This window comes from Lentibacter sp. (genome assembly GCF_965657785.1).
Taxonomy (GTDB): Bacteria; Pseudomonadota; Alphaproteobacteria; order Rhodobacterales; family Rhodobacteraceae; genus Lentibacter.
Window position 1 is genome coordinate 133414 of sequence record NZ_CBFHPP010000002.1, and the last position, 25083, is coordinate 158496.

26 protein-coding genes are annotated in these 25083 nt (G+C 59.0%); 12 read left to right on the top strand and 14 right to left on the bottom strand.

All coding sequences use genetic code 11. The features are described from left to right. Positions 1 to 19 precede the first annotated feature (19 nt). From smpB to ACTF58_RS01865, 3 genes are all read left to right on the top strand, one after another. Entirely contained in the window at positions 20 to 502 is a 483-nt protein-coding gene (gene smpB / locus ACTF58_RS01855) for an SsrA-binding protein SmpB (RefSeq protein ID WP_438990259.1), read from the top strand. 162 nt (positions 503 to 664) lie between these two features. Continuing rightward, complete coding sequence (sseA, locus tag ACTF58_RS01860) at positions 665 to 1522, top strand: 3-mercaptopyruvate sulfurtransferase (RefSeq protein WP_438990369.1); 858 nt, start codon at positions 665 to 667, stop codon at positions 1520 to 1522. After that, the gene (locus ACTF58_RS01865) at positions 1522 to 2706 is read left to right on the top strand and encodes an aromatic amino acid transaminase (RefSeq protein WP_438990260.1); all 1185 of its coding nucleotides are present in this window, start codon (positions 1522 to 1524) and stop codon (positions 2704 to 2706) included. The genes sseA and ACTF58_RS01865 overlap by 1 nt, the downstream gene beginning before the upstream one ends. Positions 2707 to 2803: 97 nt before the next feature. Here ACTF58_RS01865 and ACTF58_RS01870 read toward each other — a convergent pair whose 3' ends face one another. The 4 genes from ACTF58_RS01870 to ACTF58_RS01885 form a co-directional block, all read right to left on the bottom strand. Continuing rightward, positions 2804 to 3577 carry an inositol monophosphatase family protein gene (locus tag ACTF58_RS01870; protein ID WP_438990261.1) on the bottom strand — a complete coding sequence of 258 codons (774 nt, stop codon included), beginning with the start codon at positions 3575 to 3577 and terminating at the stop codon, positions 2804 to 2806. Beyond that, positions 3564 to 4910, bottom strand: a complete 1347-nt coding sequence (locus ACTF58_RS01875) for a TldD/PmbA family protein (RefSeq protein WP_438990370.1) — start codon at positions 4908 to 4910, stop codon at positions 3564 to 3566. The genes ACTF58_RS01870 and ACTF58_RS01875 overlap by 14 nt, the downstream gene beginning before the upstream one ends. Positions 4911 to 4961: 51 nt before the next feature. Then, positions 4962 to 5669, bottom strand: a complete 708-nt coding sequence (locus ACTF58_RS01880) for a hypothetical protein (protein ID WP_438990262.1) — start codon at positions 5667 to 5669, stop codon at positions 4962 to 4964. Positions 5670 to 5741: 72 nt separating this feature from the next. Beyond that, on the bottom strand, positions 5742 to 7259 hold the full coding sequence (locus ACTF58_RS01885) for a DUF2125 domain-containing protein (RefSeq protein WP_438990263.1): 1518 nt from the start codon (positions 7257 to 7259) through the stop codon (positions 5742 to 5744). Positions 7260 to 7381: 122 nt separating this feature from the next. Between ACTF58_RS01885 and ACTF58_RS01890 the strand changes: the two genes are divergently transcribed. Both ACTF58_RS01890 and ACTF58_RS01895 read left to right on the top strand, forming a co-directional pair. Beyond that, positions 7382 to 8134: an SDR family oxidoreductase gene (locus ACTF58_RS01890; protein ID WP_438990264.1), complete on the top strand. Its 753-nt coding sequence runs from the start codon at positions 7382 to 7384 to the stop codon at positions 8132 to 8134. After that, positions 8131 to 8736, top strand: coding sequence for an enoyl-CoA hydratase/isomerase family protein (locus tag ACTF58_RS01895; protein ID WP_438990265.1), 606 nt, complete (start codon positions 8131 to 8133; stop codon positions 8734 to 8736). Before ACTF58_RS01890 ends, ACTF58_RS01895 begins: the two co-directional genes overlap by 4 nt. Here ACTF58_RS01895 and ACTF58_RS01900 read toward each other — a convergent pair. Beyond that, positions 8720 to 9085: an STAS/SEC14 domain-containing protein gene (locus ACTF58_RS01900; protein WP_438990266.1), complete on the bottom strand. Its 366-nt coding sequence runs from the start codon at positions 9083 to 9085 to the stop codon at positions 8720 to 8722. The two genes, ACTF58_RS01895 and ACTF58_RS01900, sit on opposite strands and share 17 nt — an antisense overlap. Positions 9086 to 9158: 73 nt before the next feature. Then, the gene (locus tag ACTF58_RS01905; protein WP_438990267.1) at positions 9159 to 9458 is read right to left on the bottom strand and encodes an HNH endonuclease; all 300 of its coding nucleotides are present in this window, start codon (positions 9456 to 9458) and stop codon (positions 9159 to 9161) included. Between the two features lie 76 nt (positions 9459 to 9534). Here ACTF58_RS01905 and ACTF58_RS01910 point away from each other — a divergent pair, with 76 nt between their 5' ends. Next, the gene (locus tag ACTF58_RS01910) at positions 9535 to 10848 is read left to right on the top strand and encodes a mechanosensitive ion channel family protein (protein ID WP_438990268.1); all 1314 of its coding nucleotides are present in this window, start codon (positions 9535 to 9537) and stop codon (positions 10846 to 10848) included. Beyond that, positions 10845 to 11975 carry a TIGR03862 family flavoprotein gene (locus tag ACTF58_RS01915; protein ID WP_438990269.1) on the top strand — a complete coding sequence of 377 codons (1131 nt, stop codon included), beginning with the start codon at positions 10845 to 10847 and terminating at the stop codon, positions 11973 to 11975. The genes ACTF58_RS01910 and ACTF58_RS01915 overlap by 4 nt, the downstream gene beginning before the upstream one ends. Before the next feature lie 93 nt (positions 11976 to 12068). Here ACTF58_RS01915 and polA read toward each other — a convergent pair whose 3' ends face one another. The 3 genes from polA to ACTF58_RS01930 form a co-directional block, all read right to left on the bottom strand. Beyond that, positions 12069 to 14864: a DNA polymerase I gene (gene polA / locus ACTF58_RS01920; protein WP_438990270.1), complete on the bottom strand. Its 2796-nt coding sequence runs from the start codon at positions 14862 to 14864 to the stop codon at positions 12069 to 12071. Positions 14865 to 15039: 175 nt separating this feature from the next. After that, complete coding sequence (locus ACTF58_RS01925; protein ID WP_438990271.1) at positions 15040 to 15213, bottom strand: zinc-finger domain-containing protein; 174 nt, start codon at positions 15211 to 15213, stop codon at positions 15040 to 15042. A 60-nt stretch (positions 15214 to 15273) separates the two neighbouring features. Continuing rightward, entirely contained in the window at positions 15274 to 16851 is a 1578-nt protein-coding gene (locus tag ACTF58_RS01930; protein ID WP_438990272.1) for a DUF5928 domain-containing protein, read from the bottom strand. A 139-nt stretch (positions 16852 to 16990) separates the two neighbouring features. On the opposite strand from ACTF58_RS01930, the gene ACTF58_RS01935 reads away from it, so the two are divergent. Beyond that, on the top strand, positions 16991 to 17809 hold the full coding sequence (locus ACTF58_RS01935; RefSeq protein WP_438990273.1) for a sulfotransferase family protein: 819 nt from the start codon (positions 16991 to 16993) through the stop codon (positions 17807 to 17809). Positions 17810 to 17879: 70 nt separating this feature from the next. Further along, a complete protein-coding gene (locus tag ACTF58_RS01940; protein WP_438990274.1) occupies positions 17880 to 19232 on the top strand; it encodes an MmgE/PrpD family protein in 1353 nt (450 codons plus the stop codon). 3 nt (positions 19233 to 19235) lie between these two features. On the opposite strand, the gene ACTF58_RS01945 is transcribed toward ACTF58_RS01940, so the two are convergent. The 3 genes from ACTF58_RS01945 to ACTF58_RS01955 form a co-directional block, all read right to left on the bottom strand. Beyond that, positions 19236 to 20225: an adenosine kinase gene (locus ACTF58_RS01945; protein ID WP_438990275.1), complete on the bottom strand. Its 990-nt coding sequence runs from the start codon at positions 20223 to 20225 to the stop codon at positions 19236 to 19238. Continuing rightward, entirely contained in the window at positions 20222 to 20866 is a 645-nt protein-coding gene (nth, locus tag ACTF58_RS01950) for an endonuclease III (RefSeq protein ID WP_438990276.1), read from the bottom strand. The genes ACTF58_RS01945 and nth overlap by 4 nt, the downstream gene beginning before the upstream one ends. A gap of 70 nt (positions 20867 to 20936) precedes the next feature. Next, positions 20937 to 21371 (bottom strand): hypothetical protein, encoded by a 435-nt coding sequence (locus tag ACTF58_RS01955; RefSeq protein WP_438990277.1) that lies wholly within the window; start codon positions 21369 to 21371, stop codon positions 20937 to 20939. Between the two features lie 171 nt (positions 21372 to 21542). Between ACTF58_RS01955 and ACTF58_RS01960 the strand changes: the two genes are divergently transcribed. From ACTF58_RS01960 to ACTF58_RS01970, 3 genes are all read left to right on the top strand, one after another. Then, a complete protein-coding gene (locus ACTF58_RS01960; protein WP_438990278.1) occupies positions 21543 to 22382 on the top strand; it encodes a methylated-DNA--[protein]-cysteine S-methyltransferase in 840 nt (279 codons plus the stop codon). A 114-nt stretch (positions 22383 to 22496) separates the two neighbouring features. Continuing rightward, positions 22497 to 23156 carry an OmpA family protein gene (locus ACTF58_RS01965; protein WP_438990279.1) on the top strand — a complete coding sequence of 220 codons (660 nt, stop codon included), beginning with the start codon at positions 22497 to 22499 and terminating at the stop codon, positions 23154 to 23156. Between the two features lie 156 nt (positions 23157 to 23312). Then, on the top strand, positions 23313 to 23849 hold the full coding sequence (locus ACTF58_RS01970; RefSeq protein WP_438990280.1) for an NADPH-dependent FMN reductase: 537 nt from the start codon (positions 23313 to 23315) through the stop codon (positions 23847 to 23849). 145 nt (positions 23850 to 23994) lie between these two features. On the opposite strand, the gene ACTF58_RS01975 is transcribed toward ACTF58_RS01970, so the two are convergent. Continuing rightward, on the bottom strand, positions 23995 to 24699 hold the full coding sequence (locus ACTF58_RS01975; protein ID WP_438990281.1) for a winged helix-turn-helix domain-containing protein: 705 nt from the start codon (positions 24697 to 24699) through the stop codon (positions 23995 to 23997). Continuing rightward, positions 24671 to 24955 carry a hypothetical protein gene (locus ACTF58_RS01980; protein ID WP_438990371.1) on the bottom strand — a complete coding sequence of 95 codons (285 nt, stop codon included), beginning with the start codon at positions 24953 to 24955 and terminating at the stop codon, positions 24671 to 24673. Before ACTF58_RS01980 ends, ACTF58_RS01975 begins: the two co-directional genes overlap by 29 nt. Positions 24956 to 25083: the final 128 nt, after the last annotated feature.

The window sequence follows — 25083 nt, forward strand, 5'->3', positions numbered from 1 at the left end:
GGGTGATTATCTGGCAGGCATGGCACAAGGCAATGGAAAATCAGATCCGAATTATAAGGTGATCGCCGAGAACCGGCGGGCGCGGTATGATTATGCGATTGAGGATGATCTTGAATGCGGGATCATGCTTGAGGGGTCGGAAGTGAAGTCGCTGCGCGAGGGCGGCTCCAACATTGCCGAAAGTTATGCGGCTGTGGAAGACGGCGAGCTTTGGCTCGTGAACAGCTATATTGCGCCCTACAAGCAGGCGCGGCAATTCAAGCACGAAGAGCGGCGGCGGCGCAAACTGCTGATCAGTCGCAAGGAGCTTGCCAATCTTTGGAGCGCGACCAACCGCAAGGGCATGACGCTTGTTCCGTTGGTGATGTATTTCAACCATCGGGGTATGGTGAAGCTCAAGATCGGGATCGCCAAGGGCAAGAAAAACCACGACAAGCGCGCCTCTGACGCCAAGCGCGACTGGGGCCGCCAGAAGCAGCGCCTCTTGCGCCACGGCGACTGACGCCTACGGGGGCTGTGGCTGCTACGGCCTTGCGCAACATGATCGGCAAGTAAGAGACGCCAGAGAGATTTGTGAAAAGGCCGAGGGCGGGAAACTGTGCTCGGCCTTGCTCCTTTGGGTCTTGCGCGCTAGAGATTTGAGAGATGAAAGATGAGGGTGATGATGGCGCAAGATGATCCCAAGACCTTGGTGAGCACAGAGTGGCTTGCCGCACATTTGAAAAACCCTGATCTGAGGATCCTGGACGCGACATGGGTGTTGCCCCATATCGAGCTTGATGCTGTGGCGGGCTACAACGCGGCGCATATTCCGGGCGCGCGGTTCTTTGATATTGACGAGATTTCCGATCATCGCTCCGAGCTTCCACATATGGTTCCGCCTGTTGAGAAGTTTATGAGCCGGATGCGGGCCATGGGCGTCGGCGACGGGCATCAGGTTGTTGTCTATGACCAAGTGGGTGTCAGCTCGGCACCTCGGGTCTGGTGGCTGTTCAAGCTGATGGGGCAGGAGAATGTCGCTGTCTTGGATGGTGGTTTGCCGAAGTGGCTTTCTGAGGGGCGCAAGACCGAAGACCTGCCGCCCATTGTGCGCGACAGGCATATGACTGTCAGGGTGCAGAACCATCTTGTGAAGGATGTCACGCAGGTCTCTTCGGCAGCGAAGCTTGGCGATTATGAAATTGTTGATGCGCGTTCGGCGGGGCGCTTTGCGGGGACGGAGCCCGAGCCGCGCGCGGGGCTGCGCGGCGGGCATATCCCGAACTCCAAGAATGTGCCGTTTGGCGAGCTGCTCACCGAGAGCAAGACGCTGAAAGCGCCAGACGAATTGCGCGCGATTTTTGAAGCGGCGGGCGTCGATCTTGGCAAGCCTGTGATCACCACCTGCGGATCAGGGATCACTGCGGCGATCCTTTCGCTTGCTTTGGAGCGGATCGGCAAGACGGACCACGCAGTATATGACGGCTCATGGGCCGAATGGGGCGCGTTTGGAACGCTGCCAGTGAAAACGGGAGACGCCTGATGTTTTCGAACCTGAAGAACCAACCTGTTGATAAGATCATGCAAGTGATGGCCAAGTTTAAGGCTGATCCGCGCCCCGGTAAGATTGATCTCGGGGTCGGAGTTTACAAGAACGCGCTGGGCGTCACGCCTGTGATGCGCGCGATCAAGCAGGCCGAGCACAAGCTCTGGGAAGAGCAGGAGACCAAGGCTTATGTTGGCCTTGTGGGCGACCCTGCCTATGCGGATGCGATGATCAAGCTGGTGCTTGGCGAAGCTGTGGCGCGCGAAAATATCGGCGCGGCGGCGACACCGGGCGGCACGGGCGCTGTGCGGCAGGCGTTTGAGATGATCAAGATGGCCACGCCTGAGGCGCGGGTGTTTGTGAGCAATCCGACATGGCCGAACCACATCAGCATTCTGGACTATGTGGGCCTTGAGTGTGTGCAGTATCGCTATTTTGACGCCGAGACGCGCTCTGTCGATTTTGACGGGATGATGGCGGACTTGGACGGGCTGCGCGCGGGCGATGTTGTGCTGCTGCACGGCTGTTGCCACAATCCGACGGGGGCGAACCTGACGCTTGAGCAGTTTGGCCAAGTGATTGAGGTGATGAATACCAAGGGCGCGATCCCGATGGTGGACATTGCCTATCAGGGTTTTGGCGACGGCTTGGAGGAAGATGCGGCGGCGACGCGGCTTGTGGCTGCAAGCGTGCCTGAATGTCTGATCGCGGCGAGCTGCTCGAAGAACTTTGGCATTTATCGCGAGCGCACGGGGCTTTTGATGTGTGTGTCTCAGGACGCGAGCAAGACGCCGCTGACGCAGGAGAACCTCGCCTTTCTCAACCGTCAGAATTACAGCTTTCCGCCCGACCACGGCGCGCGGCTTGTGAGCATGATCTTGAACGATGACGCGTTGAAAGCGGAGTGGATGAGCGAGCTGGAAGAGGTGCGGCTTGGAATGCTTGGTCTGCGCGAGCAGCTTGCGGGCGAACTTGCACGGCTCACCAACTCGGACCGTTTCAACTTTTTGCGCGAGCATCGCGGGATGTTTTCTTTGTTGGGCACGGGGCCTGATATGGTGGAACTCATGCGCGAGAAAAACGGGATTTATATGATCCCTGACAGTCGCATGAATATTGCCGGTTTGAACCGCGAGACTGTGCCGCTTCTGGCGAAAGCCATTGTCGAGGCGGGTCTTTAGGTTTCGCATTTTCGCTTTGCGAAAATCCGAGTGGTGCGAGAGGGCTTTGCCCCCTCGCGCTCCCCCAGGATATTTATAGAAAGAGGAAGCGCGGGGCTTAGGCGAGAGCTTTGATCAGCTCGGCGTGGAGGCCAGTGCTTGAGGCGACGACGCCGTTTGAGGCGGGGTCTGTTTTGTTGAAGCTGAGGGCCTTGCCTTTTCGGTCCGTGACCTTGGCGCCTGCTTCTGTGATGAGGAGGGCGCCAGCGGCGATATCCCATTCCCATGAGCGGCGCAGGGTGAGCATTCCGTCATAGCGGCCTTCGGCGACCAGCGCGAGGCGGTAGGCCAGTGAGGGGCGATAGGCGCGTTTGAGATCGGGGGGAGCGCTTTTCCAATGATGTGGCTCAAAGGCGGGGCGGGCGGCGAGAAGCTCTGCGCCTGACAGCGCGCTGCGTTTTGACGCGGTGATGGGTGCGCCATTGAGGGTTGCGCCTTTTCCTTTTGCGGCGGCGTAGAGCTTTTGGCGCAGGGGCAGATAGACCACGGCCGCGACAGGCAGGCCGTTTTCGACCACGGCGATCGAATGTGCCCAAGTTGTTGCGCCTTCGATGAAGCTGCGGGTTCCGTCTATGGGATCAATGACGAAAGCGCGGGTCTTGCCGAGGCGGGCCGCTGTGTCTTCGGTTTCTTCAGACAGCCAGCCATAGTCGGGACGGGCGGTTTGGAGGGTGTCTTCCAGATAGGCGTTGACGGCGAGGTCGGCCTCTGTGACGGGGCCTGCGCCTGCGTCCTTGTCCCATTTTTTGAGGCGGTCCATGGCGAAGCCTGTGGCGATTTCGCCGGAGGTATGCGCGGCTTTTATGAGCAGCTCGAGGTCAGGATCCTGCAAGGGTCAGCCCTTCGACGAGCAGGGAGGGCACAACGCGGGAGAGATGTGTGCGGGCGTCATTGGCGGGGGTCATGCTGCGCAGCATATCGCGCAGGTTGCCCGCAATTGTGACTTCGTTGACGGCGTGGATGATCTCGCCGTTCTGGACCCAGAAGCCTGATGCGCCGCGGGAATAGTCGCCTGTGTTGGGATTGATTGTGGAACCGATCAGCGAGGTCACAAGGAAGCCTGTGCCCATGTCGCGCAGAAGCGCTTCGCGGGTGTCTGTGCCTTGGGTGAGGGCGATGTTCCAGACGCTGGGCGAGGGTGCGCTGCCTGTGCCGCGCGCGGCGTTGGCTGTGCTTTGCAACCCGAGTTTGCGCGCGTTGGCAAGATCAAGTGTCCAGCCCTCAAGCACGCCGTTGCGGACGATATGGCGGGGGGCCGTGGGCAGGCCTTCGGCATCAAACGGGCGCGAGGCCGAGGTACGCGGGCGGTGCGGATCTTCCAGAATGGAAAGATGTTTGGGCAGAACCTCTTCGCCCAGAGCGTCGCGCAGCCATGAGGAGCCGCGCGCGACCATTGCGCCATTTACCGCGGCGAGGAGGTGGCCCACGAGGGTGCTTGAGATGCGCTCGTCAAACAGGACGGGGTAGCTGCCTGTCTTAGGCTTTTTGGGGTTGAGCCGCTCGACGGCACGGGCGGCGGCGAGGGCGCCGATCTCCTCTGCGGAGCGCAGATCGGCCTGAAAGATGCGACCGTCGCCGTCATAGTCGCGCTCCATCTGAAGGCCTGTGCCTGCGATGGCGACGCAAGAGAGCGAACGCGAGGAGCGCTGGTAGCCGCCAGAAAAGCCTGTGCTTGTGGCGAGCTGGACTGTGGTTTGGGAATAGCTTGCGCTGGCGGATTGGACCTGACTGATGCCCTTGTTTGCCAGTGCTGCCGCTTCGGCGCGGCGGGCGTCTTCCTGTAGCGCGTCGGGGCTTGGCTCGGGGGTATCGTCATAAAGCTCGAAGGCGGCGATATCCCACGATGTGGCCAGCGCGTCGCGCGCGGCAAGGCCTATGTAGGGGTCTTCGGGCGCTTCATGGGCCATGGCGACGGCGCGCTCGGCGACTTGGGCGATGGCTTCGGGGCGGGTGTCGGAGGAGGAGACCATGGCCTGACGCTGCCCGACCATGACGCGCAGGCCGAGGTCTGTCCCTTCGGCGCGCTCGGCCTGTTCGAGCTTGCCCTGGCGGATATCAAGCGAGACAGAGCGGCCTTCAAGGGTGATGACATCGGCGCTGTCGGCGCCGGCTTTGAGCGCGGCGGCGAGAGCGGATTGGGCGAGGGCTTCCAGCGTGTTTTTCATGAGACTGTTGTGGGCCATAAGCGGTGCGCGTTCAAGTCACGACTGCGTTTCTCAGGCGGCGAGGGCGGCGAGCCAGAGATCGTCTATGGTGTCGAGCTTTTGCGGCGAGAACGGCGTTTTGCTGTCCCAATAGCGGCCTGAGGGGACGTGGTAGGCGAGTTTTTCCTCCTCGGCTTTTACAGACTGGAAGGCCTCGGCATCTGGGAGGACGGCCTCTGTTTCAAAGGCTTCGGGCGTTGCAGTGGGAAAAACCAGCCGGCTTTCGGGCGTGTCGGCGCGCAGGCAGGCGCAGCCTTGGGCGGCGGCGTGGAGCATGAGGCGGGCCGATTTGGCCTCAAGATTGCGCAGGGAAATATCGTCTCGCAGCGGGTCTGCTGTGCCTGTGCCGTAGAAATGTGTGCGCTTGTCTTGTGGGTAGATCATATCGCAGCCGACAAAGAGCATGGCGGAGGGCTTGAGCGCGGCGAGCGCCCAATAACCTGCTGTGAAGGCCATTGTGCCGCCCGCATAGAGGATGCCGCCGTAGCGGTTGTTGGCGGGGACATAGGCGGAGGATGTTACGCGCATCTGGCCTGCCTGGAGAGCTTGGGGCGCGCGCTCGCGGGGGAAATCGTCGGGCGCGATGTGGTGGGTCCAGTCGGGGCGGACCTGCCATGCGTTATTGATCGCGACGATGGCAGAAAAGCGGGAGCGGGGCCAAGCGGCGCAGGCGGTGACATTTGGAGCGCTGCCCATGATGAGAACCGGTTTGTCAGGCATTTGATCGCCCCTGTCAGTTGCAATTGCAAGCTATACAGGAGCGACGCCCCGCAGGATCACTTTTAGCTTGTGTTAGCGCAGGCGCTGGCCGTTGGCGAGGACGTGGCCTTGCTCGGTCACCTCGATTTTGGAGGTGAGTGTATCGGGGGTTTCGCTTGGGATGGTAAAGAGGCCCATCATCATGCGCGCGCCCATGGCTTGGTCTTCGGGGAGCAGGCCCATGGCGACGAGCTTGTCTATGAGGCCGTTGCCGCCGACGAGCTTGAGATCAACCGCGCCGACGGGTTTGGGCACGCCTGCAAATGTCCGGGTGTCGGTGTTGTCGATCTGGAACGCGCCTGTGCCTGTGAGGGAGGCACCTGCGGCGGAAAGCTCAAGCGCGTTGAGGGTCACGGAGTTCACTTCGCCGGGGCTTTGCGCGCCCGCTTCAAGCGCGGCGATGCTGTCTGGATCGAGCATATCAAAGAGGAGTTTTGCTTTGCCCGAGAGGTCTATGTGCAGCGTGGCGGGATTTCGGGGGAGCTGGGCTGTTGGGTCAACCATGGCCCAGAGCATTTCGGAAGTCGTGAAATTGCTCAATTCGATTTTGAAGCCGTAGTCTTGCGCTTCATCAGATGCGCTGATGGGCATTGTGAGGGCGAAGGCGCTTTTTTCGGCAGTCAGTGCGACCGGCAAGGGAAACTGGCTGTTTGTCATGGTCGAGCTGAGGGCAGTGACCTCGCCGCCATAATGCAGGCCTGCCGCGCTCATGGCGACTTTGAGGAGGCCGCTTTGGGAGGAGGATGCGCCGCTTGTTTTCTGTCCGCTTTCCGAGATTTCGAAAGTGCTGTTGCCGTTTTGATAGGCAAAGCCGCCGTCAAAAGCGAAGCCCGATGCGAGCAGGGCCGAGATATTTTGCGGCTTAGGGCTGCCAGCGTTCGGGTAGGCCCCTGTGCCGTTGAACGACAGCGCATTGAGCGCGCCTGTCATTTTGAAAGTTTCCAGATCGGGCGCTTTTAGATCAACCGTGTAGCTCAGCCTATCGACGGCGAAGGACTGCACAACATTGCGGATCGTGCCGAGCTTCATATTGGAGGTGCCGGTGAGGCCTGCCATGGTCATGGCGAGTGTGCCTATGTCGACAGGCTTTCCCTCGACGGTGAGATTGGCAAGGCTCATATCAAGCGTGGCGGCTGATGTGTCGTAAGTCATGTCGTCGGGGGTGCCCGAGACGATGAGGGAGAGGTCTGTTGTGTCGTAGGTAAGGGTTCCTGCGAGCTCGCTTTCGCCGTCTGAGACCATGTTGAAGGCCATTGGAAGTCTGTCTGGCACGGTGATCTGGACTGTGCCGTCAGCGAGGCTGGTGAAGGACATCGCGCCCATATCCAGCGTGATCTGGCTGTTTTGCTCTGGCAGCGGAATCGTAAGTGTGAGGTCCGAGACTGTCAGCCTGTCGCCTGATGTGGCCTCGGCGCCTTGGACGCTATAGCCGAAGCCCTGAATGTAGCTCTTCCAGTCCATCCAGACATCTTGCGCTTTGAGATCGGCCAAGGCGGTTGTGGCTGTGAGGGCAAAGGCGGCGCTGCTGAGGAGCAAGGGGCGGAGAAACATGAAAAACCTTTCGGGGAATACGATCTGCTTAATGTTGTGGGCGCGAGGCGGCAGGTCAAGGGGGATGCTGCTGGACCTTAGCATATCAGCAGATTACCACTGTTGGGAAACAGGAGGATGACATGAGTGATGTAACTGGCAAGACTGTGCTGATCACGGGCGCGAGCCGCGGGATTGGCGAGGCCACGGCGCGGCTTTTTGCGCGCGAAGGGGCCAATGTTGTTTTGACGGCGCGCAGCGAAGCGGTGATTGACGAGATCGCGCTTGATATTGGCGAAAACGCTATGGCGATTGCCTGTGACGTCTCCAGATACGGCGATATGCGCGACGCTGTGGAGCACGCCATCGGGCGGTTTGGCAGCCTTGATATCCTGATTGGCAACGCCGGCGTGATCGAGCCTGTGGCGATGCTGGCAGAGAGCGACCCCGAGGCATGGGGCGCGGCCATCGATATCAACCTCAAGGGGGTGTATCACGGGATGCGCGCGGCAATGCCGCATATGCTCAAGCAAGGTCACGGCACGATCATCACCATCAGCTCTGGTGCGGCGCATAATGCGCTTGACGGCTGGAGCCACTATTGCGCCTCCAAGGCGGGGGCCGCCATGATGACCAAGGCCGCCCATGTGGAAGGCGCGGCACAGGGGCTGCGCGTGATGGGGCTTTCGCCCGGAACTGTGGCGACGCAAATGCAGCGCGAAATCAAGGCGAGCGGTGTAAACCCCGTCAGTGAAATGAACTGGGAAGATCATATCCCTGCCGAGTGGCCTGCGCGCACGCTTCTCTGGATGTGCAGTGCGGCGGCGGACCCGTTTCTGGGGCAGGAACTGGCCCTGCGCGACGAGGGGCTGCGCAAGGCGGTGGGCCTGATATGATCACATTGACAAAAGACGATGCCTTCTGGGTTGTGTCTCTAAACCGCCCTGAAAAGGCCAATTCGCTCACGGCTGCCATGCTGGAAGAGCTTTGCGAAACCATTGAGGGCGCGAGTGCGGCACGGGTGCTTGTGCTGACGGGCGAGGGGAAGGTTTTCTCGGCCGGGGCCGACCTTGACGAGGCGCGCGCAGGGCTTGCGACCTCTCCTTTGTGGGAGCGGCTTTCGAGCGCTGTGGCGGCCTTTGAAGGCCTCAGTATTGCCGCGCTCAACGGCACGCTGGCAGGCGGCGCTATGGGTATGGCGCTTGCTTGTGACATCAGACTGGCCGTGCCGAGCGCGAAATTTTTCTATCCTGTGATGAAGCTCGGCTTTTTGCCACAGCCTTCTGATCCTGCGCGGATGAGCGCGCTGATCGGGCCTGCGCGCACCAAGCTTGTCTTGATGGGCGGTCAAAAGATCATGGCAGAGGAGGCGCTTGCCTTTGGTTTGATCGACCGCATTGTTGCGCCCGAGGCGCTCATGGATCAGGCGCGAGAGCTTGCGGCTCACGTGCTGGCGGCAAAGCCTGAGATTGTCTTGGGGATCAAGCGGATGATCTGATCCAAGCCTGCGCTTCGTCAAGGTCTGCGAGATCAAACATACGCAATTTTGTCGACATGAAATACCCCGCCGCTTTGGTAAAGGGGCTGATCCAACCGAGATCGGAGACAACAGCGACGCGGTTGATGTGTTTGAGATTTGCGATGTCAAACTTGAGGCCAGGCCAGATTATGGACGGCTCAAAGCCTGACAGGCTCTCTATCACTTCGATGAAGTTGATGCTGCCATGCTTGTCTATAAAGGCTTGAATGGGGACCATCACCGCGTCGTAATCGTCTCGGGTTATCTTGCCAGACACGGTGATCATGGCCGTTTTGGTGCTGTCGTCTTCCGAGTATGTCAGGGTCATTGTGAACTCTCCTTATAATCTCTCAAGTCTACAGCACGTTTGGATGCGTTACTTTGCGCTCGCGCAAACCGGCTTATCGGCTGCGGCGCTTGCCCGGAGTTTTTGATTTGAAGTCGGGCGGGCGCTTTGCGACCCAGCGGATGAACTTCTCCAGCCGTGGATGCGCGCGCAGGGCCTCGGGCGTGTTATAGCTGCGCGCCAGTTCTGTTTCGCTCAAGGAGGCATGGATTTCGTTGTGGCAGATCTGATGGAGGAGCACCGTTTCGCCGCCTTTGCCGCCACGCAGGCGCGGGATCAGGTGATGCCGGCTTTGCGGCACGCCCGCAGGAATAGGGCGGAGGCAGATCGGACAGATCGGATCGGGCGTTTCCATTGCGTTGCTCAGTTGTCAAAAGGGGCCGAAAGAGGCATTAGGGTTTTGTTTAACCCAGTTGGTAAGGGATGTAGAGATGGACGGGCAACCGGAGATCATCAAAACGGCGTTGGTTTATGCCGAACAAGGCTGGACTTTGGCGCAGAGCTGGCTTTTGAGCCCTGCGGCGTGGTCGCAATTTGGCCTTCTGATATTGGCTTATGTTTTGGCTGTGATTGTGACACGGCGGCTGCGCCCCAAGCTTGCGCAGCTTTTGACGCCCGATGCCGCGCAGCAAAATATGCTGGCCAGCGGGCGGCGCTGGCTTTTGATGTTTGTGCCGCTGATCCTGCCGCTTCTGGCCTATGTCTTTACGGCGGTGGGCGAAAGCGTGGTGCGCTCGCTGTTTGACTCAGGCGCTGTGATTGCCTTTGGCAAGCGTGTGTTTCTCTTCCTTGCGGCGCGCACATTGGTCAATGAGGCGCTGCGCGATCCGTTTCTGAAACTGCTCGGGCGCTATGTGCTTGTCCCTGTGATGGCGCTTTATGCTGTTGGCTTGCTTGATCTGGTCAGTTTGAAGCTGACCGAAACCGTGATCGGCCTTGGCAATATCAGCTTCTCGCTGATGTCAGTGGTGCGCGGGCTGATTGCCGGGTCAGTGCTTTTTTGGCTGGGCCGCTGGTCTAACGACCAGTCCAATGCGTTCATCGAAAAACAACGTGAAATGCCTGCGGCGACGCGCACGCTGGCGGCGAAGGCGGCAGAGCTGCTGATCTTTAGTGTCGCCTTCCTGCTCCTGATGAACATCATGGGGATTTCGCTCACCTCACTGGCTGTGATTGGGGGCGCGATTGGCGTCGGGCTTGGCTTTGGCTTGCAGAAGATCGCCTCAAACTTTATCTCGGGTGTGATCCTTCTGCTCGAAGGGCAGGCCACCGTGGGCGATTATGTCGCGCTTGACGGCGGCGAGGCGGGCAAGATTGTCAAAATGACGGCGCGCGCGGCCATATTAGAGACGTTTGATGGCCGCTGGATTGTTGTTCCCAACGAAGACTTTATCATCACACGGGTGGTGAATTATTCGGATTCTGGCAGCGCCAACCGCTATGAGGCGCCCTTTTCTGTGAGCTATGACACCGACATCAATCTTGTCCCCGCGATTGTCGAGGCGGCTGTCGCGACGCACGCCAAAGTGCTCGATGCGCCCTATCCGCCTGACTGCGAGCTGCGCGGCTTTGGCGACTCTGGCGTTGATTTTGCGGTCGAGTTCTGGGTCAACGGGCTGGACGACGGCGAAAACAAATTCACATCCGATGTGCTTTTCCTGATCTGGAACGCGCTGAAAGACAACAACATCACGATCCCCTATCCCCACCGCGTGGTGGAGCTTCACGACAAGCGCGCGCCATGAAGCAAGCTTTGGTCATAGGGGCGGGGCCTGCGGGGCTGATGGCGGCCGAAGAGCTGGCGAAAGCGGGTTTGCGCGTCACTGTGGCCGAGGCCAAGCCCTCGCCGGCGCGCAAGTTTCTCATGGCGGGAAAGTCGGGACTGAACCTGACAAAAGACGAGGCCTTTGAGGAGTTTGTCGCGGCCTATGAAACGCCCGCGCTGCGCCCGATGCTTGAGGCCTTCGGGCCAGAAGATGTGAAGCGTTGGGCCGAGGCGCTGGACCAAGAGATATTTACAGGCTCTTCCGGGCGGGTGTTCCCCAAGGCGATGAAGGCGTCCCCGCTGTTGCGGGCATGGCTCGGGCGGCTTGAGACGCTGGGTGTCGAACTCAAAACGCGCTGGCGTTGGGTCGGCGGAGCAGAGTTTGAAACGCCAGAGGGGCAGGTCAAACTCGCGCCTGATGTGACCGTCTTGGCCATGGGCGGGGCAAGTTGGGCGCGGCTTGGCTCTGATGGCGCTTGGGCCGCAGAGATGCCTGATCTGGTTGCGCCGTTTCAACCTGCCAATATGGGCTTTGCTGTGGATTGGTCGGCACATATGGCGCCGCTTTTCGGCGCGCCCGTCAAGCAGGTCGAGCTGCGCGCTGGTGGGATAAAGCACCGTGGCGAGTTTGTTGTTTCAAAGCGTGGCTTGGAGGGGGGCGGCATTTATGCGCTCTCCAAAGCCATGCGCGAGGGGGCGGCGCTCTGGCTCGATCTGATGCCAGATGTGCCCTTGGCCGATGTCGAAACACGGCTCGCCAAAGCGGGCAAACAGAGCCTGCCCAATGTGCTCAAACGCCTCAAGCTTGATCCCGTGAAGCGTGCGCTTTTCTTCGAGTTTGGCAAGGATAGAGACGGATCAACAGCAGAGAATCTCAAAAACCTGCCTCTCGTTCACACTGGCCCAAGGCCGCTTGACGAGGCGATTTCCACAGCTGGCGGCTTACGTTTTGAGGCGCTCACCGAAGGCCTCATGCTGAAGTCCCAGCCCAATGTGTTCGCTGCAGGCGAAATGCTCGATTGGGAAGCGCCCACAGGCGGTTATCTGATCACAGCCTGCCTCGCCACAGGCAAATGGGCAGGCCAGCACGCCGCAAAGACGGCCTAGTCTTTCTTTTTGCGACAAATATCCCAGGGGGAGTTTGAGGGGGACTGGTCCCCCTCAACGGGTCGGAGTGTGCGAAGCACACTTCGAAACAGATTAATGCGCCTCGGCCCAGTTCGCGCCTTGGCCCGCGTCGACAATCAGCTTCACATCAATCTTCACGGCGGGCTCCGCTGCGCCTTCCATAATCTCGCGGGCCACAGCGATGGTCTGCTCGACGGCCTCGGTTTCAACTTCAAACAAAAGTTCGTCGTGCACCTGCAAAAGCATCTTCGCAGGCAAGTCTGCAATCGCCTCTGGCATACGGATCATGGCGCGGCGGATGATGTCGGCGGCTGTGCCTTGGATGGGCGCGTTGATGGCCGCGCGCTTGGCAAAGCCCGCGCGGGGGCCTTTGGCGGCAATCTCGGGTGTGTGGATTTTGCGGCCAAAAAGCGTCTCTACATAACCGTGACTTTTGGCAAATTCGGTCGTTGCGTCCATATAGGCGCGGATGCCGGGGAAGCGCTCGAAGTAGCGGTCGATGAAGCCCTGCGCTTCGCCACGCGGGATGCGCAGATTGCGTGCGAGGCCAAAGCCCGAGATGCCATAGATCACTCCGAAGTTGATCGCTTTGGCGCGGCGGCGGATGTCGGGGGTCATCTCGTCGAGCGGCACATCAAAGATTTCCGAGGCGGTCATGGCGTGAATATCGTGGCCGTCGCGGAAGGCCTGCTTCAGCGTGTCTATGCCTGCGATATGCGCGAGGATGCGCAGTTCGATTTGTGAATAATCAAGCGCGATGAGCGTTTTGCCTTCTTCGGCGATAAAGGCCTCTCTGATGCGGCGGCCTTCCTCGCTGCGGATGGGAATATTCTGCAAGTTTGGATCAGAGGAGGCGAGGCGGCCCGTGGTGGCGCCTGTCTGCAGATAGGAGGTATGGACGCGGCCTGTTTCGGGGTTGATATGGTCTTGGAGCGCGTCGGTGTAGGTGCTTTTCAGCTTTGAGAGCTGGCGCCAGTCAAGCACGCGGGCGGGGAGCTCGTGTTCTGTCGCCAGCTCCTCCAAGATATCGGCGCCCGTGGCGTAGGCCCCTGTTTTGCCCTTTTTGCCGCCCTCGATGCCCATTTCGTCAAACAGGATTTCGCCGAGCTGCTTTGGGCTGCCGACATTGAAGCTGCGCCCTGCTAATTCGTGGATTTCAGACTCTAATCCAGCCATTTTTTGCGCAAAAGCGTTGGACATACGGCTGAGCGTGTCACGATCCACCTTGATGCCGTGCATCTCCATCTCCGCGAGCACAGGCACGAGCGGGCGCTCGAGGCGTTCGTATACGGAGGTGACTTTGGCTGCGTGCAGCTGTGGCTTGAAGATCTGCCAGAGACGCAGGGTGATATCGGCGTCTTCGGAGGCGTATTTCACCGCGTCTTCGATCCCGACACGGTCAAATGTGATCGCGGATTTGCCGCCGCCGAGGAGCGATTTGATGGGGATCGGTGTGTGGCCCAAGTAGCGCTCTGAGAGAGCGTCCATGCCGTGGTTGTGCTCGCCTGCGTGAAGCGCGTAGGACATGAGCATGGTGTCATCTATCGGGGCGATTGTGACACCGTAGCGCTTGAGCATTTTGGCGTCATATTTCATGTTCTGCCCGATCTTTATGACCGAGGGGTCTTCGAGCAATGGCTTGAGCAGGGACAGGCACTGTTCCAGCCCGATTTGGCCTTTTGTCAGCTCATCAGAGCCAAAGAGCTGGCCTTCTTCGCCGTCTTTATGGGCGAGCGGAATATAGCAGGCATGGCCCGCCTCAACGCAGAGCGAGATGCCGACAAGATCGGCGCGCATTTCGTCAAGCCCCGTGGTTTCGGTATCTACGGCGACGTAGCCGCGGGCTTTTGCGAGGGCGATCCAAGCGGCCAGGTCTTCGGCTGTGCTGACCTTTTCATAGGTGGCTTCGCCAAAATCGGGGGCCTCGGGCGTGCCGGCGGGGGCGCTTGGCGCGTCGGGCTCGACGATCTCTGGCGCTTCTGCGCCGAGCTGGTCGGCGATGCGCTTGCTGAGCGTGCGAAACTCCATTTCGGCGAGGAAACCGAGGAGCCTGTCTGGGTCTGGCTCTTTGACTTCAAGATCATCAAGGCCGAAGTCGAGCGGCGTTTCGCAATCAAGCTGCACGAGGCGCTTGGACAGCTCGATCTGGGCGCGGTGCTCGATCAGGGTTTCGCGGCGCTTGGGCTGTTTGATTTCGCCTGCGCGGTCGAGAAGCTCTTCGAGGGTTCCGTATTCATTGATCAGAAGCGCGGCTGTTTTAATCCCGATCCCCGGCGCGCCGGGGACGTTATCGACAGAGTCGCCTGCGAGCGCCTGAACATCGACAACGCGCTCGGGGAAGACGCCGAATTTTTCGTGCACGCCGTCGCGGTCGATCCGGCGGTTTTTCATGGCGTCGAGCATTTCGACGCCGCCGCCGACAAGCTGCATCAGGTCTTTATCCGAGGAGATAATGGTCACGCGGCCGCCAGCCTCGCGGGCTTGGACGGCCAGTGTCGCGATCATGTCGTCGGCTTCATAGCCCTCCAGCTCCTTGCAGGCGATGTTGAAGGCCTCGGTGGCGCGGCGGGTGAGCGGCATTTGCGGGCGCAAATCTTCGGGCATGGCGTCGCGATTGGCTTTGTAGAGGTCATACATATCGTTGCGGAAGGTATGGGAGCCTTTGTCAAAGATCACGGCGACATGAGTGGGCGCGTCGGGGCCTGTGTTGCCTTCGACGTAGCGGTGCAACATATTGCAAAACCCCGCGACCGCGCCGATGGGTAGGCCATCAGACTTGCGCGTGAGCGGCGGCAGCGCGTGATAGGCGCGAAAGATGAAGGCAGAGCCGTCGATCAGATGAAGGTGGCAGCCTTTGCCGAATGTCATGCGCGTGTCTCCCCTTGGATGCCCTGTAGGTTTGCCACGAAGCGGGCCGCGCTGAAAGGGGGAAGTCTCCGGCTTGGGGCGCGCCATGAAAATTGATCATGTCTGTCGCCCTGCTACGCCCTAAATCAAAAAGGCCGCCCGTGGGCGACCTGTGTCTTGTGAAAGGCTTTGTGGCTCAGACTTTGCCTTCGAAGTCTTTGTGCACCAGTTTGCAATCACAATAGGGGCATTCGACCCAGCCGTGCTCGCTCGGGATCTGGAGCCAGACGCGTGGATGGCCGCCTTCGCCGCCGTCACAGGCCACGCGGTAGCTGTCAACGATTTTGGTTTCTGGAGCTTGGGTTGTCATATTGTTTTGTCCTTACCGCGCGTGATGTTGGAGGTAGTATAAGGCGGGCGTGCGGCCTGATCAATCGGCAAAGAGATAGTCGATATTGGCGATTTCATAGGATTTTTCGGGGGTGACAGCGAGGAATTGTGCCAATGCGGCGGCGTTGGCCTCTATTGTCTCGGTTTCGCGGAGGCGGAAGTGGCCATCAAAACTGGCGTCGCGCAGCTCGTCACTTTCATGGATCATATCCGCGCGGATTGTGGGAAGGAGGCGCTCCAGCGTTTCTTTGGGGGTTTTCTCGCCGGCAAGGCCAACGCGTTTTGCATGGCCTGTGAGATAGTCGTCAGAGAAGCGGCACTCGATTTCGAGCAAGCGGGTTTTGGCGCGGTCGGCGCAGAAGTCTTGCAGAAGGTCGAGGTTGCTTGGGTCAATACAGACGACGAGCTGGTCGGTGTCATAATAATCAAATAACATTCGAACGAGGGCGCGGCGGTGGCGGTGGCGTTTGTCCATTGTGGACTGGATGCCGCCGAGATCGGGGAGGTCTGTGGCCTCTTCGTTGAAGAGATATTCGATGCAGGGCACATTGGTCATCTTGCGGATACGCTCGACAAGGCGTTTGGCGACGTGCCACTTTTTGCAGACGATAATGAGCATTTCGCGTTCGCGGCCAAGGGAGCCTTCGTTCTCCCAAAAGCGCAGACCGAAGCGGCGGCCAATACGGCCCCGACCCGCAAGAAACTTGAAGAGCGACGCGCCTTCATTGGAAATTTTGAAATCCCAGCCGCGGGTTGCGTAGAGGAGGCCGAGGCGGCGCTTGAGCTCTTTGGCTTCGGGGCTGATCTTGCGGGCGAAGATATAGTCCTGGCTGAGCAACAGATCGTAGTGGTCATTGTAAAACGTCACCGGCAAGCCATAGTCGGTGAACATAAGGAAGGTGAGTGTGCGGGTCTGGATCTCGTGTTCGGGGACGAGGTGGCGCACGAGTGTTTGGAAAAACGTCTCGTCGGGGATCCATGTGGTTTTGAAAAAGCGCATCACGTCGCGGCGTTTTTTGGTAAAGTCGATGATCCATTCGACCGTGCGGCGGCGCAGACACCACCACTGGCTGCCGATCTGGATCTGGAGATCGTCGGGGATTTTGCGGGTGAGGCCGAGCTTTTGCTGAAGATGGAAGGCGGCGTAGAAAAGGCGCTTTTGGGTGCGCTCGTTGAAGAAATGGCGATAGATGAGCCGTTCTTCTTTCATGCCGGTTTTGATCCAGTCGCTTTCGAAATAATCGAAGCTCTCGACATAGTCGACATCGGCACGGTCAAGAAACTCATGGGCGTATTCGGCGGATTTGATGGCCATGCAATCGCCCGAGAGCATATAAAAATGTGTGGCACGGGGGAAAGCATCGACCGCTGCTTCGACGGCAAGGAGCGTGGCTTGCACCAAAGACCACTCGCCCCAGCCGCATTTGATCCGCTTTTTGGCGAAAGTCACATTCGGGTTGCCTTCAAGCGCGTCTTTTATTGCGGTGAAATGGTCCGGATTGGCGCGGGCATCAAAGTGGATCGACATATAGTCGCCCACAGCGGTGAGGCGTTCGGCCTGCTTGATGATGGCCTCTGGGTCTTTATGGCAAAGAAGGATGAAAGCTATTTTTGCCATATTCGAAACATTTACCCCTAGTTAGACACACTGTTTACTTGATAAAGGTGAAGTGCAGTTGAATAAACACGAAATCTTTGCTTTTTTGCGATTAAAAATAACGAGTACCGCTGCGTAAGGCAGCTTTAGGAGGCAAAATATGGGTTTTCCCGGAACGTGGATGACTGAAAGTGAGAGCGTGGTTTATCGCGTGGTGCCAAAATGCGCTTGCTCCACAATTGGCCAAATCATGTATTATTCTGATCATGGCGCGTTTTTTGACGGCGATATCCATGATGCGACAGACGGTTTGCACAAATGGGCGCGCGAAGAGAGCCAGGGGCTGATCAACGCCAATGTGAAGACGCATAATTCATATGCTTTTACCTGCGTGAGAAATCCTTACACGCGAATTCTCTCCAGCTTTTTTGACAAAATTTGCGGAATTCAGCGCAATGGCCGCCGCTATCGGGGCAATCTTGTGCCGCTTCTGATCCAGAAATACGGGATCGAAGTCGGCGGCGACGATGGCAAGGAAGAGTTTGACCAGATCAAGAGCTTCCGCCGCTTTCTTCTGTTTGCGCGTGATACCATCCGCTGGCGGCGTCCGATGGATCCTGACATTCACTGGAGCGCGATGTCGGGCCATGTCGGCACTTTTGTCGCCAATGGCGGGCGCTATGACAATATTTTCTGGACCGAACAGTTTAACGACGGGATGCAAGGCGTGCTGGATGCAATCGAGACGCCTCATAAGGTCAACCTCAAGAAAATCCCGCGGTTTAACGAAAGCGAAGGCCATGGGCCAAAGCGCTTGCACAATGTTGAAGACTATTTCGACGATCTGTCGATGCATTTGGTCTACGAAATTTTTAAGCGCGACTTCGAGCTGTTTAAGTATGATTTCAACGATCCGTCTAACAAGATGCCGATTGGCGAGATTGATCTTGATGAGGTTCATGCCAAACTTGGCGACTGAGCTTTCACTTTAGGGCTTTTCAAATCAGTGGCCTCTGTCACTCTCTCGCTGAAAAGCGGGGGAGTTTTTTATGACGCAGACGATGCACGGGTTTGCCACGGGGCTGATGTATGAAGATGTGCCAGAGGCGATGCGCGCTTTGCTGCGCGTGAGCTTTGCCGACACGATGGGCGTGGCCGCGATTGGCGCGACAACGGATATGGCGGAGGCGGCGCGTAAGAGCACTATGCGTTTGTTCGGGGCAGGTAGCGCCGGGGCGGCGCGGATGCTAATGGATGGGCGGGCTGTTAGCCCTGTCGGTGCGGCTATGGCGGGCGGATTTACCGTTGATAGTGTCGATGCTCACGACGGGACCACGCCGAACAAGGGCCATGTGGGCAGCGCTGTTTTCCCCGCTTTGCTGGCAGTGGCTGATGCGATGCGCGCTGAGGGGCGGGCTGTGACGGGGGCAGACTTTCTGCTTTGGCTGGCGATCGGCTATGAGGTCAGCAGTCGCGCGGGCAAGGCGCAGCACGCCACCTGCCCTGATTATCACACCTCGGGAAGCTGGACGGCTGTGGGCGTGGCTGTGGCCGTGGCGCGGATGCTTGGGCTTGACGGCGAAGGCGTGCGCCATGCGGCGGGGATTGGCGAATATCACGGGCCGCGCAGCCAGATGATGCGCTGTATCGACTTTCCGACCATGCTGCGCGACGGCGTCGGCTGGGGCGCGCCAAGTGGTGTGACGGCGGCTTACCTCGCGCAGGACGGCTTTACGGGCGCGCCTGCGCTCACCTGCGAAAGCGAGGAGGCGACAGAGTTTTGGGCTGGATTAGGCTCTGATTGGATGACGCTGGCGGACACGCATTACAAGAAGTTTCCCTGTTGTCGCTGGGCGCACCCGTCAATGGATGCGGCGCAGGCTTTGATGGAAGAGAACGGTTTGCATCATAGCGATGTGGCGCGGGTTGAAATTCGCACGTTTCATTATGCCACGCGGCTGGCGGGGCACAGGCCTGCGAGTATGGACGAGCTTGCCTATTCGATCGCCTTTCCTGTTGCGACGATGATTGTGCGGGGTGGCTTTGGCGCGGCCGAGATGGACGCTTCTGTGCTGGAGGACAAAGACATCATCCGCGTGAGCGAGGCGACAGAGCTTATTGACGACGACGAGATGACAGCACGCTCTGTGGAGAAGCGCTGGGCGGCTGTGACGATCATCACAAAGGATGGCGTGCGCTATGAGGCGGAGCCGCGCTCGGCGCGGGGCGATGTGGACGCGCCTTTGACGGAGCAGGAGATGCACGACAAGTATCATATGTTTGCCGACCCCGTTCTGGGCCGTGCAAAGGCGGAGGAGATCAGGGCGCTGTGCCTGCGGTTTGATGACTTGGACAGCGGAGAATTTGCGGGGCTGCTCGACCTCTTGCTTGCAGCCCCGTAACTCTTAGAGGAGGCCGTTTTTGGCAAAAAGCGCCTTCATGTCGGCCTCCGGGCGCGGGCCGATGTGGCTGATCACTTCGGCGGCGCAGATATTGCCCATGGTGCCGCAGGTTTCCATATCGCGGCCTGTGACGAGGCCAAAGAGGAAGCCTGCGGCGAACTGGTCGCCTGCGCCCGTGGCATCAACGGGGACGATCTTTTTCACCGAGATGTCGGTGCGCACGCCCTCGTGAACGATGCTGACGCCATCACCCGAGCGGGTGCAGACGACGAGCGGGCAGGCGGCAGCGACGCGGGCGAGATCGGCCTCTAGGTCATTGTCCTGATAGAGCGAGCGGATCTCGGCTTCGTTGCCAATGACGAAGTCCATTTCTTTTTCGATCAGGTTGATGAAATCGGCGCGGTGACGCTCGACACAGAAGGGATCGGAAATGGCGATACCGGCCTTGCCGCCCGCAGCGCGGCAGGCGCGAGCTGTGCGAATGAAGGCGTCTTTGCCTTTGTCTTTGTCAAAGAGATAGCCCTCAAGGAACACAACCTCAGCGCCAGCGGCGACGCTTTCATCCACGTCATCAGGGCCAAGTTCGGCCGAGATACCGAGATAGGTGTTCATCGAGCGCTCGCCATCGGGGGAGACAAAAATCATCGAGCGGGAGGTGGGCAGTTCGCCGCCTGCGACGGGGGCATTTACAAACTCTATGCCTTCGCGGGTCATGGCCTCGGCGTAGAAGTGGCCCAGCTCGTCGTCGCGCACGCGGCCTATGAAGCCTGTGGCGAGGCCGAGGCTGCCGATCCCTGCGATTGTATTGGCGACAGAGCCGCCTGGTGTCTGGACACGCTCGCCCATGGCGGAAAAGAGCTGTTCGGAGCGCTCTGTTTCGACCAGCTGCATGATTCCTTTTTCGATCCCCATGTCAGAGAGGAACCCGTCGGTTGACTGGGTGATGACATCAACAACGGCGTTGCCGATCCCGACGACTTTATACTTTTTCATAGGTTTTTGTCCTCAAATTCACAGAGATCGCGGATGATACAGGTGTTGCAAAGCGGCTTGCGCGCTTTGCAGTGATAGCGGCCATGCAGGATGAGCCAGTGATGGGCGTGGAGCTGAAAGTCCGCGGGGATATTGTCTTCTATGGCGCGTTCGACAGTGTCGACATCTTTGCCAGGGCAGATGCCCGAGCGGTTGCCGACGCGGAAGATATGGGTATCGACGGCCTGCGCGGGCATCCGCCACCACATATTGAGCACGACATTGGCCGTCTTGCGGCCCACGCCGGGAAGCGAACACAGAGCGGCGCGGGAATTGGGAACTTCGCCGTCATAGTCTTCGACCAGAATGCGCGACAGCTTGATGACGTTTTTGGCCTTGTTGCGGAAGAGGCCGATCGTTTTGATATGTTCGATCAGGCCCTCTTCGCCCAAGGCGAGCATTTTTTCAGGGGTATCGGCGATTTTGAACAGCTCTTTTGTGGCTTTGTTCACGCCCACATCCGTCGCTTGGGCGGAGAGCGCCACAGCGACAACCAATGTATAGACATTCACATGATCAAGCTCGCCCACGGGGGCGGGATCGGCCGCGTGAAAGCGGGTGAAAATCTCACGGAGGGTTTGATAGTTGAGTTGTTTGGCCATGGTCAAAACCTATGCCTGCCTTGGCCAAAAAGGGCAAGAGGCCGGCGCGAGGCCAGCCTCTTGCTTTTTGTTAGAAGGGCCAGACGATTGTGTCGTCGGCGGACATTGCAGCGGCCATGGCGGGCGGCTTGGCCACGCCAACGCCCTCCATAAGAACAGAGGCATCTGCGCTTTTTCCAGGCAGGTAGATGGCGCAGACTTCAACAGTTGCGCCTTTTTCCATCGCGGCTTTCAGCAGGCCCTGAGGGCTTGCACCCATTGGTGGCTGTGGAGCGGTGGCGGAGTCGGGAGCCTCGGCGAGGGCCAGATCACCTGCGGGGCCGCAGAGGAGAATATGCGTTGGGTGGCCCTTGGCCATGGCTTGAGATGTGAGAACCATCGACATCAGCTGTGTCTGTGGCTCGGCTGTTGTGACGATTGTGACCAGTTTATCCGGGCCGTCGCTGGCCAGAACCGGGGCTGCGAAAGCTGTGGCGACGAGGGCCGCTGCGATCATTTTTTTCATCGAACTCTCCGATATGTCAATAAGCTGCGCGCTCCGTCGAAAAACATATTCCAAATATACAATATTAAAACGCGCCATTGTGACGCGGCTCTGAAGAGCGGCGAATTTGCGCAGGAAACGGGTCGCGGGATGCAGCTGTGAGCGCTAAGGTGAGTGCAAGGGAGAGATATGATGCAGGTGGACCAGCCCGAGGGGCGCTATCATTACCAGTTGATGCGCCGTGCTTTGGCGGCGATTGATGCCTCTGAAGCACCGCTTTCGCTTGAGGCGCTGGCGGGCGAGATGAATATGAGTGCGGCGCATTTCCAGCGGGTCTTTTCCGCTTGGGTGGGTGTGTCGCCCAAGCGCTATCAGCAGTATTTGCAGCTTGGACAGGCAAAGCGGATGTTGAGCGCGCGGTTTACCACGCTTGAAACAGCGCAATCTGTTGGGCTGTCGGGCGGCGGACGGCTGCACGACCTTTTTCTGCGTTGGGAAGCAATGAGCCCTGGGGAATTTGCTAAGAAGGGGGCGGGACTGACTGTGAACTATGGTTGGTTTGACACACCTTTTGGCGAAACGCTGGTGATGGGCACAGAGCGGGGCATTTGCGGGATGGGATTTGCCGAAGAGATGGGCCGCGACGTTTGCTTTGAGGACTTGGCGCAGCGCTGGCCGAAGGCGGAGTTTGTAGAGAAGCCAGCGGCGCTTCAGGGCTGGGTCAGGGCGGGGCAGGACCAAAAGGGCGAAACCGCGCTGCACCTGATGGGCGCGCCGTTCCAGATCAAGGTTTGGGAGGCATTGTTGCAGGTGCCGTCGGGTCATGTGACCACATATAGCGAGATCGCGGGGGCGATTGGACACCCCAAGGCTGTGCGCGCTGTGGGCACGGCTGTGGGGCGCAACCCTGTGAGCTGGTTGATCCCCTGTCATCGGGCGCTGCGCAAATCGGGAGCGCTGGGGGGCTATCACTGGGGCTTGCCTGTGAAGCGGGCGCTCTTGGCTTGGGAGTCTGCGCGCGAAGAAGCGTGAAGCGATGGGCGAATTGCTGCCGATCACGCGGGTGTTGCTTCTTTGTGACGGGGCGCAGACGGTATATATAGGCCTTAAGCCGCAGGATGTGTGGCACTAAGAAACGAGGCAGATATGAAGACGATTTCAAAATCTATTGGTGTGGGCGCTGTGAGTGCGATGGTCTTGCTGGCCGGCTGCACGGATCCGGGCCTTGTTAGCCCCAATGATCCGAACCGAAAGGCCAAGGAAGGCGCTTTGCTTGGTGCGGCGGCGGGGGCTATTATCGGCGGGTTGACGCAGGATGACGGCAAGAAAGGCGCGTTTCGCGGCGCGATTGTCGGCGCGGGCCTTGGCGGGCTGACAGGGGCGGCGCTGGACCAGCAGGAGCGCGATTTGCGCGCGCGGCTTGGCACCGAGGCCAAGATTGTGAACACTGGCGAACGCCTGATTGTCACGATGCCGCAGGATATTTTGTTTGCCAGCGACAGCGCCAGCCTGCGCCCCGATCTGACCAGTGATATCCGGTCTGTTGCGAGCAGCCTGAACACCTATGGTGACTCGACTGTGCAAGTGGTTGGCCACACCGATAACACGGGCGATGCGGGCTACAACCAGAGCCTGAGTTTGCGCCGTGCACAGGCGGTGACGGCTGTTTTGGCGAGTGAGGGTGTGAACAGCTTTCGGATGCAGGCCGTGGGCCGTGGCGAAGATATGCCTTTGGCGACCAATCTGACGCCTGAGGGGCGCCAGCTCAACCGCCGTGTGGAAATTGTGATTACGCCGAGCGTATAAGCCGCGCGACAGTTTTACGGGACGGCCCTGCCAGATGTGGCGGGGCCTTTTCTGTTTTGCTCGGCATTTTTTTGCACAGGGGCTGTGCGCCTGTGAGAATTGCCCCGAGAGCGCTGTGAGGGTAGGAGCGAGGAAATTTCACAGAGGGAGGCCAATATGGCTCAGGTAAAACTTCTCGGACTTTCGGGCGCGCTGCGCAAAGGCTCAACCAACACCTTGCTCTTGCAAGAAGCGGCGCGGCTGATGGGCGATGCCGAGCTGACGCTGGCGGACCTCAACCTGCCGCTCTATGACGGCGACCTTGAGGCAGCTGACGGCGTGCCTGCTGCTGTCCAGACATTGGCGGCGCAGATTGCCGAGGCGGATGCTGTTGTGATTTCGACGCCAGAATATAACCGCGGGATTTCGGGTGTTTTGAAGAATGCTCTGGACTGGGTGAGCCGAGTGGAAGGTGGCGTTTGGAGTAGTAAACCTGTGGCTCTGATGTCTTCTGCTGCGGGACGCGCGGGGGGCGATCGTGGGCTTGTTATGCTGCATAGCTGTATGACGCCGTTTCAGCCCAAAATTGTTGCGGGGCCAGAAGTGACTGTGGCGGCGAACTACACCGAGTTTGACGCTGAAGGGCGCTTGCAAGGCGAGCTCTATGTGAAGAACCTGACCACGCTTATGGGCAACCTGCGCGCGGCGATCTGATTTCGGATTTTCGCTTTGCGAAAACCCGACCAAGGCGGGGGACCAGTCCCCCGCACCACAGAACAGGCGGGGGACGCTGTCCCCCGCACCCCCTGGGATATTTTAAGAAAGAAAAAGGCGAGGGCCATTTTAGTGCGGGGGGGGCTTAGAGCACCTGAATGACGCTTTTGTCTATGCTGAGGATATAGCCGCGGCGGGCGATATTTTTGATCAGCAACTCCGAGACGAGCTGATTGCCCAAAGTGTCGCGCAAGCGTTTGATACGGGTGGCGCCTGCGGCTTCGTCGCAGTCTGAGGCGAGGCGGCCCGAGATAACGGCCTCTATTTCGGCGCCGTTGAGGACATCATCGTCCATGCGGGCTTCGGCGAGGACACTGAGGGTTTCCATGGCGGCGCCTGTGAGCTTGAAGCCCATGTTGTTGAGATAGACGGTGTTTTCTTCGCGGCTGATCAAGAGCGAGTTGACCTGAATGCCCGAGCGCTCGATGGTGGCCATGCGGCGGCTGAAGGCGGCGAGCATGACGAGAAAGACGAAGGCAGCGATCAGCATCGCGGTGGCGAAGACGAGCAGCACAAAAATCACCATGCGGTAGCTTGAGAGCGTATCGGAGAAGGCTGTACCGGATTGGGCCAGAATTTCGAGCAGTTTGATTTCGGCTTGTGTGCTCAAGTTGTCATTTTCGACAAAGAGCTGTTCCACGCGGGCGTTGAAGGCGCCAGCATCGGGCAGGGTAAAGAAGAGCACGACGGCGGCGATGAGCAAGATTGCGACGATTGCCGCGATCCCGATAAAGACGGTGCGGTTTGGATTACTCATACGCTCAGAAGCGGAGATAGAAGGGTCCTGCACTCTCTTTCCTCTCATTAAGGCCGCTGGCGTCAAACACCGAAACAACATTGAGCAGCACCCAGCCGGCTTTGGCAAGGCGGGGGGCGAGTTCGGCCTGGGCCGAGGCGGGGCTACACTCTCCTGTGATTTGGGCGACGCCGTAGTGAAGCTTGAGCGGGTTGTCTTGCTTGGCTTTGTAGTCGGCATAGCAATCGCTCGCGTGAAGCGGCGAGGACAGAAGCGCCAGAGCGGCGGATATGAGCATGATGTTTTTCATAGGATCAGACTGCGCGTTTTGGGTTTGATATTCAATATCCATCCGCCCTTGGCGCAGGTGCTATCTGATAGCAGCGGGCTGTTATTGCCTGTCTTAGGGAGGGTGCTGATTTTGGGTTTATCGCTGGT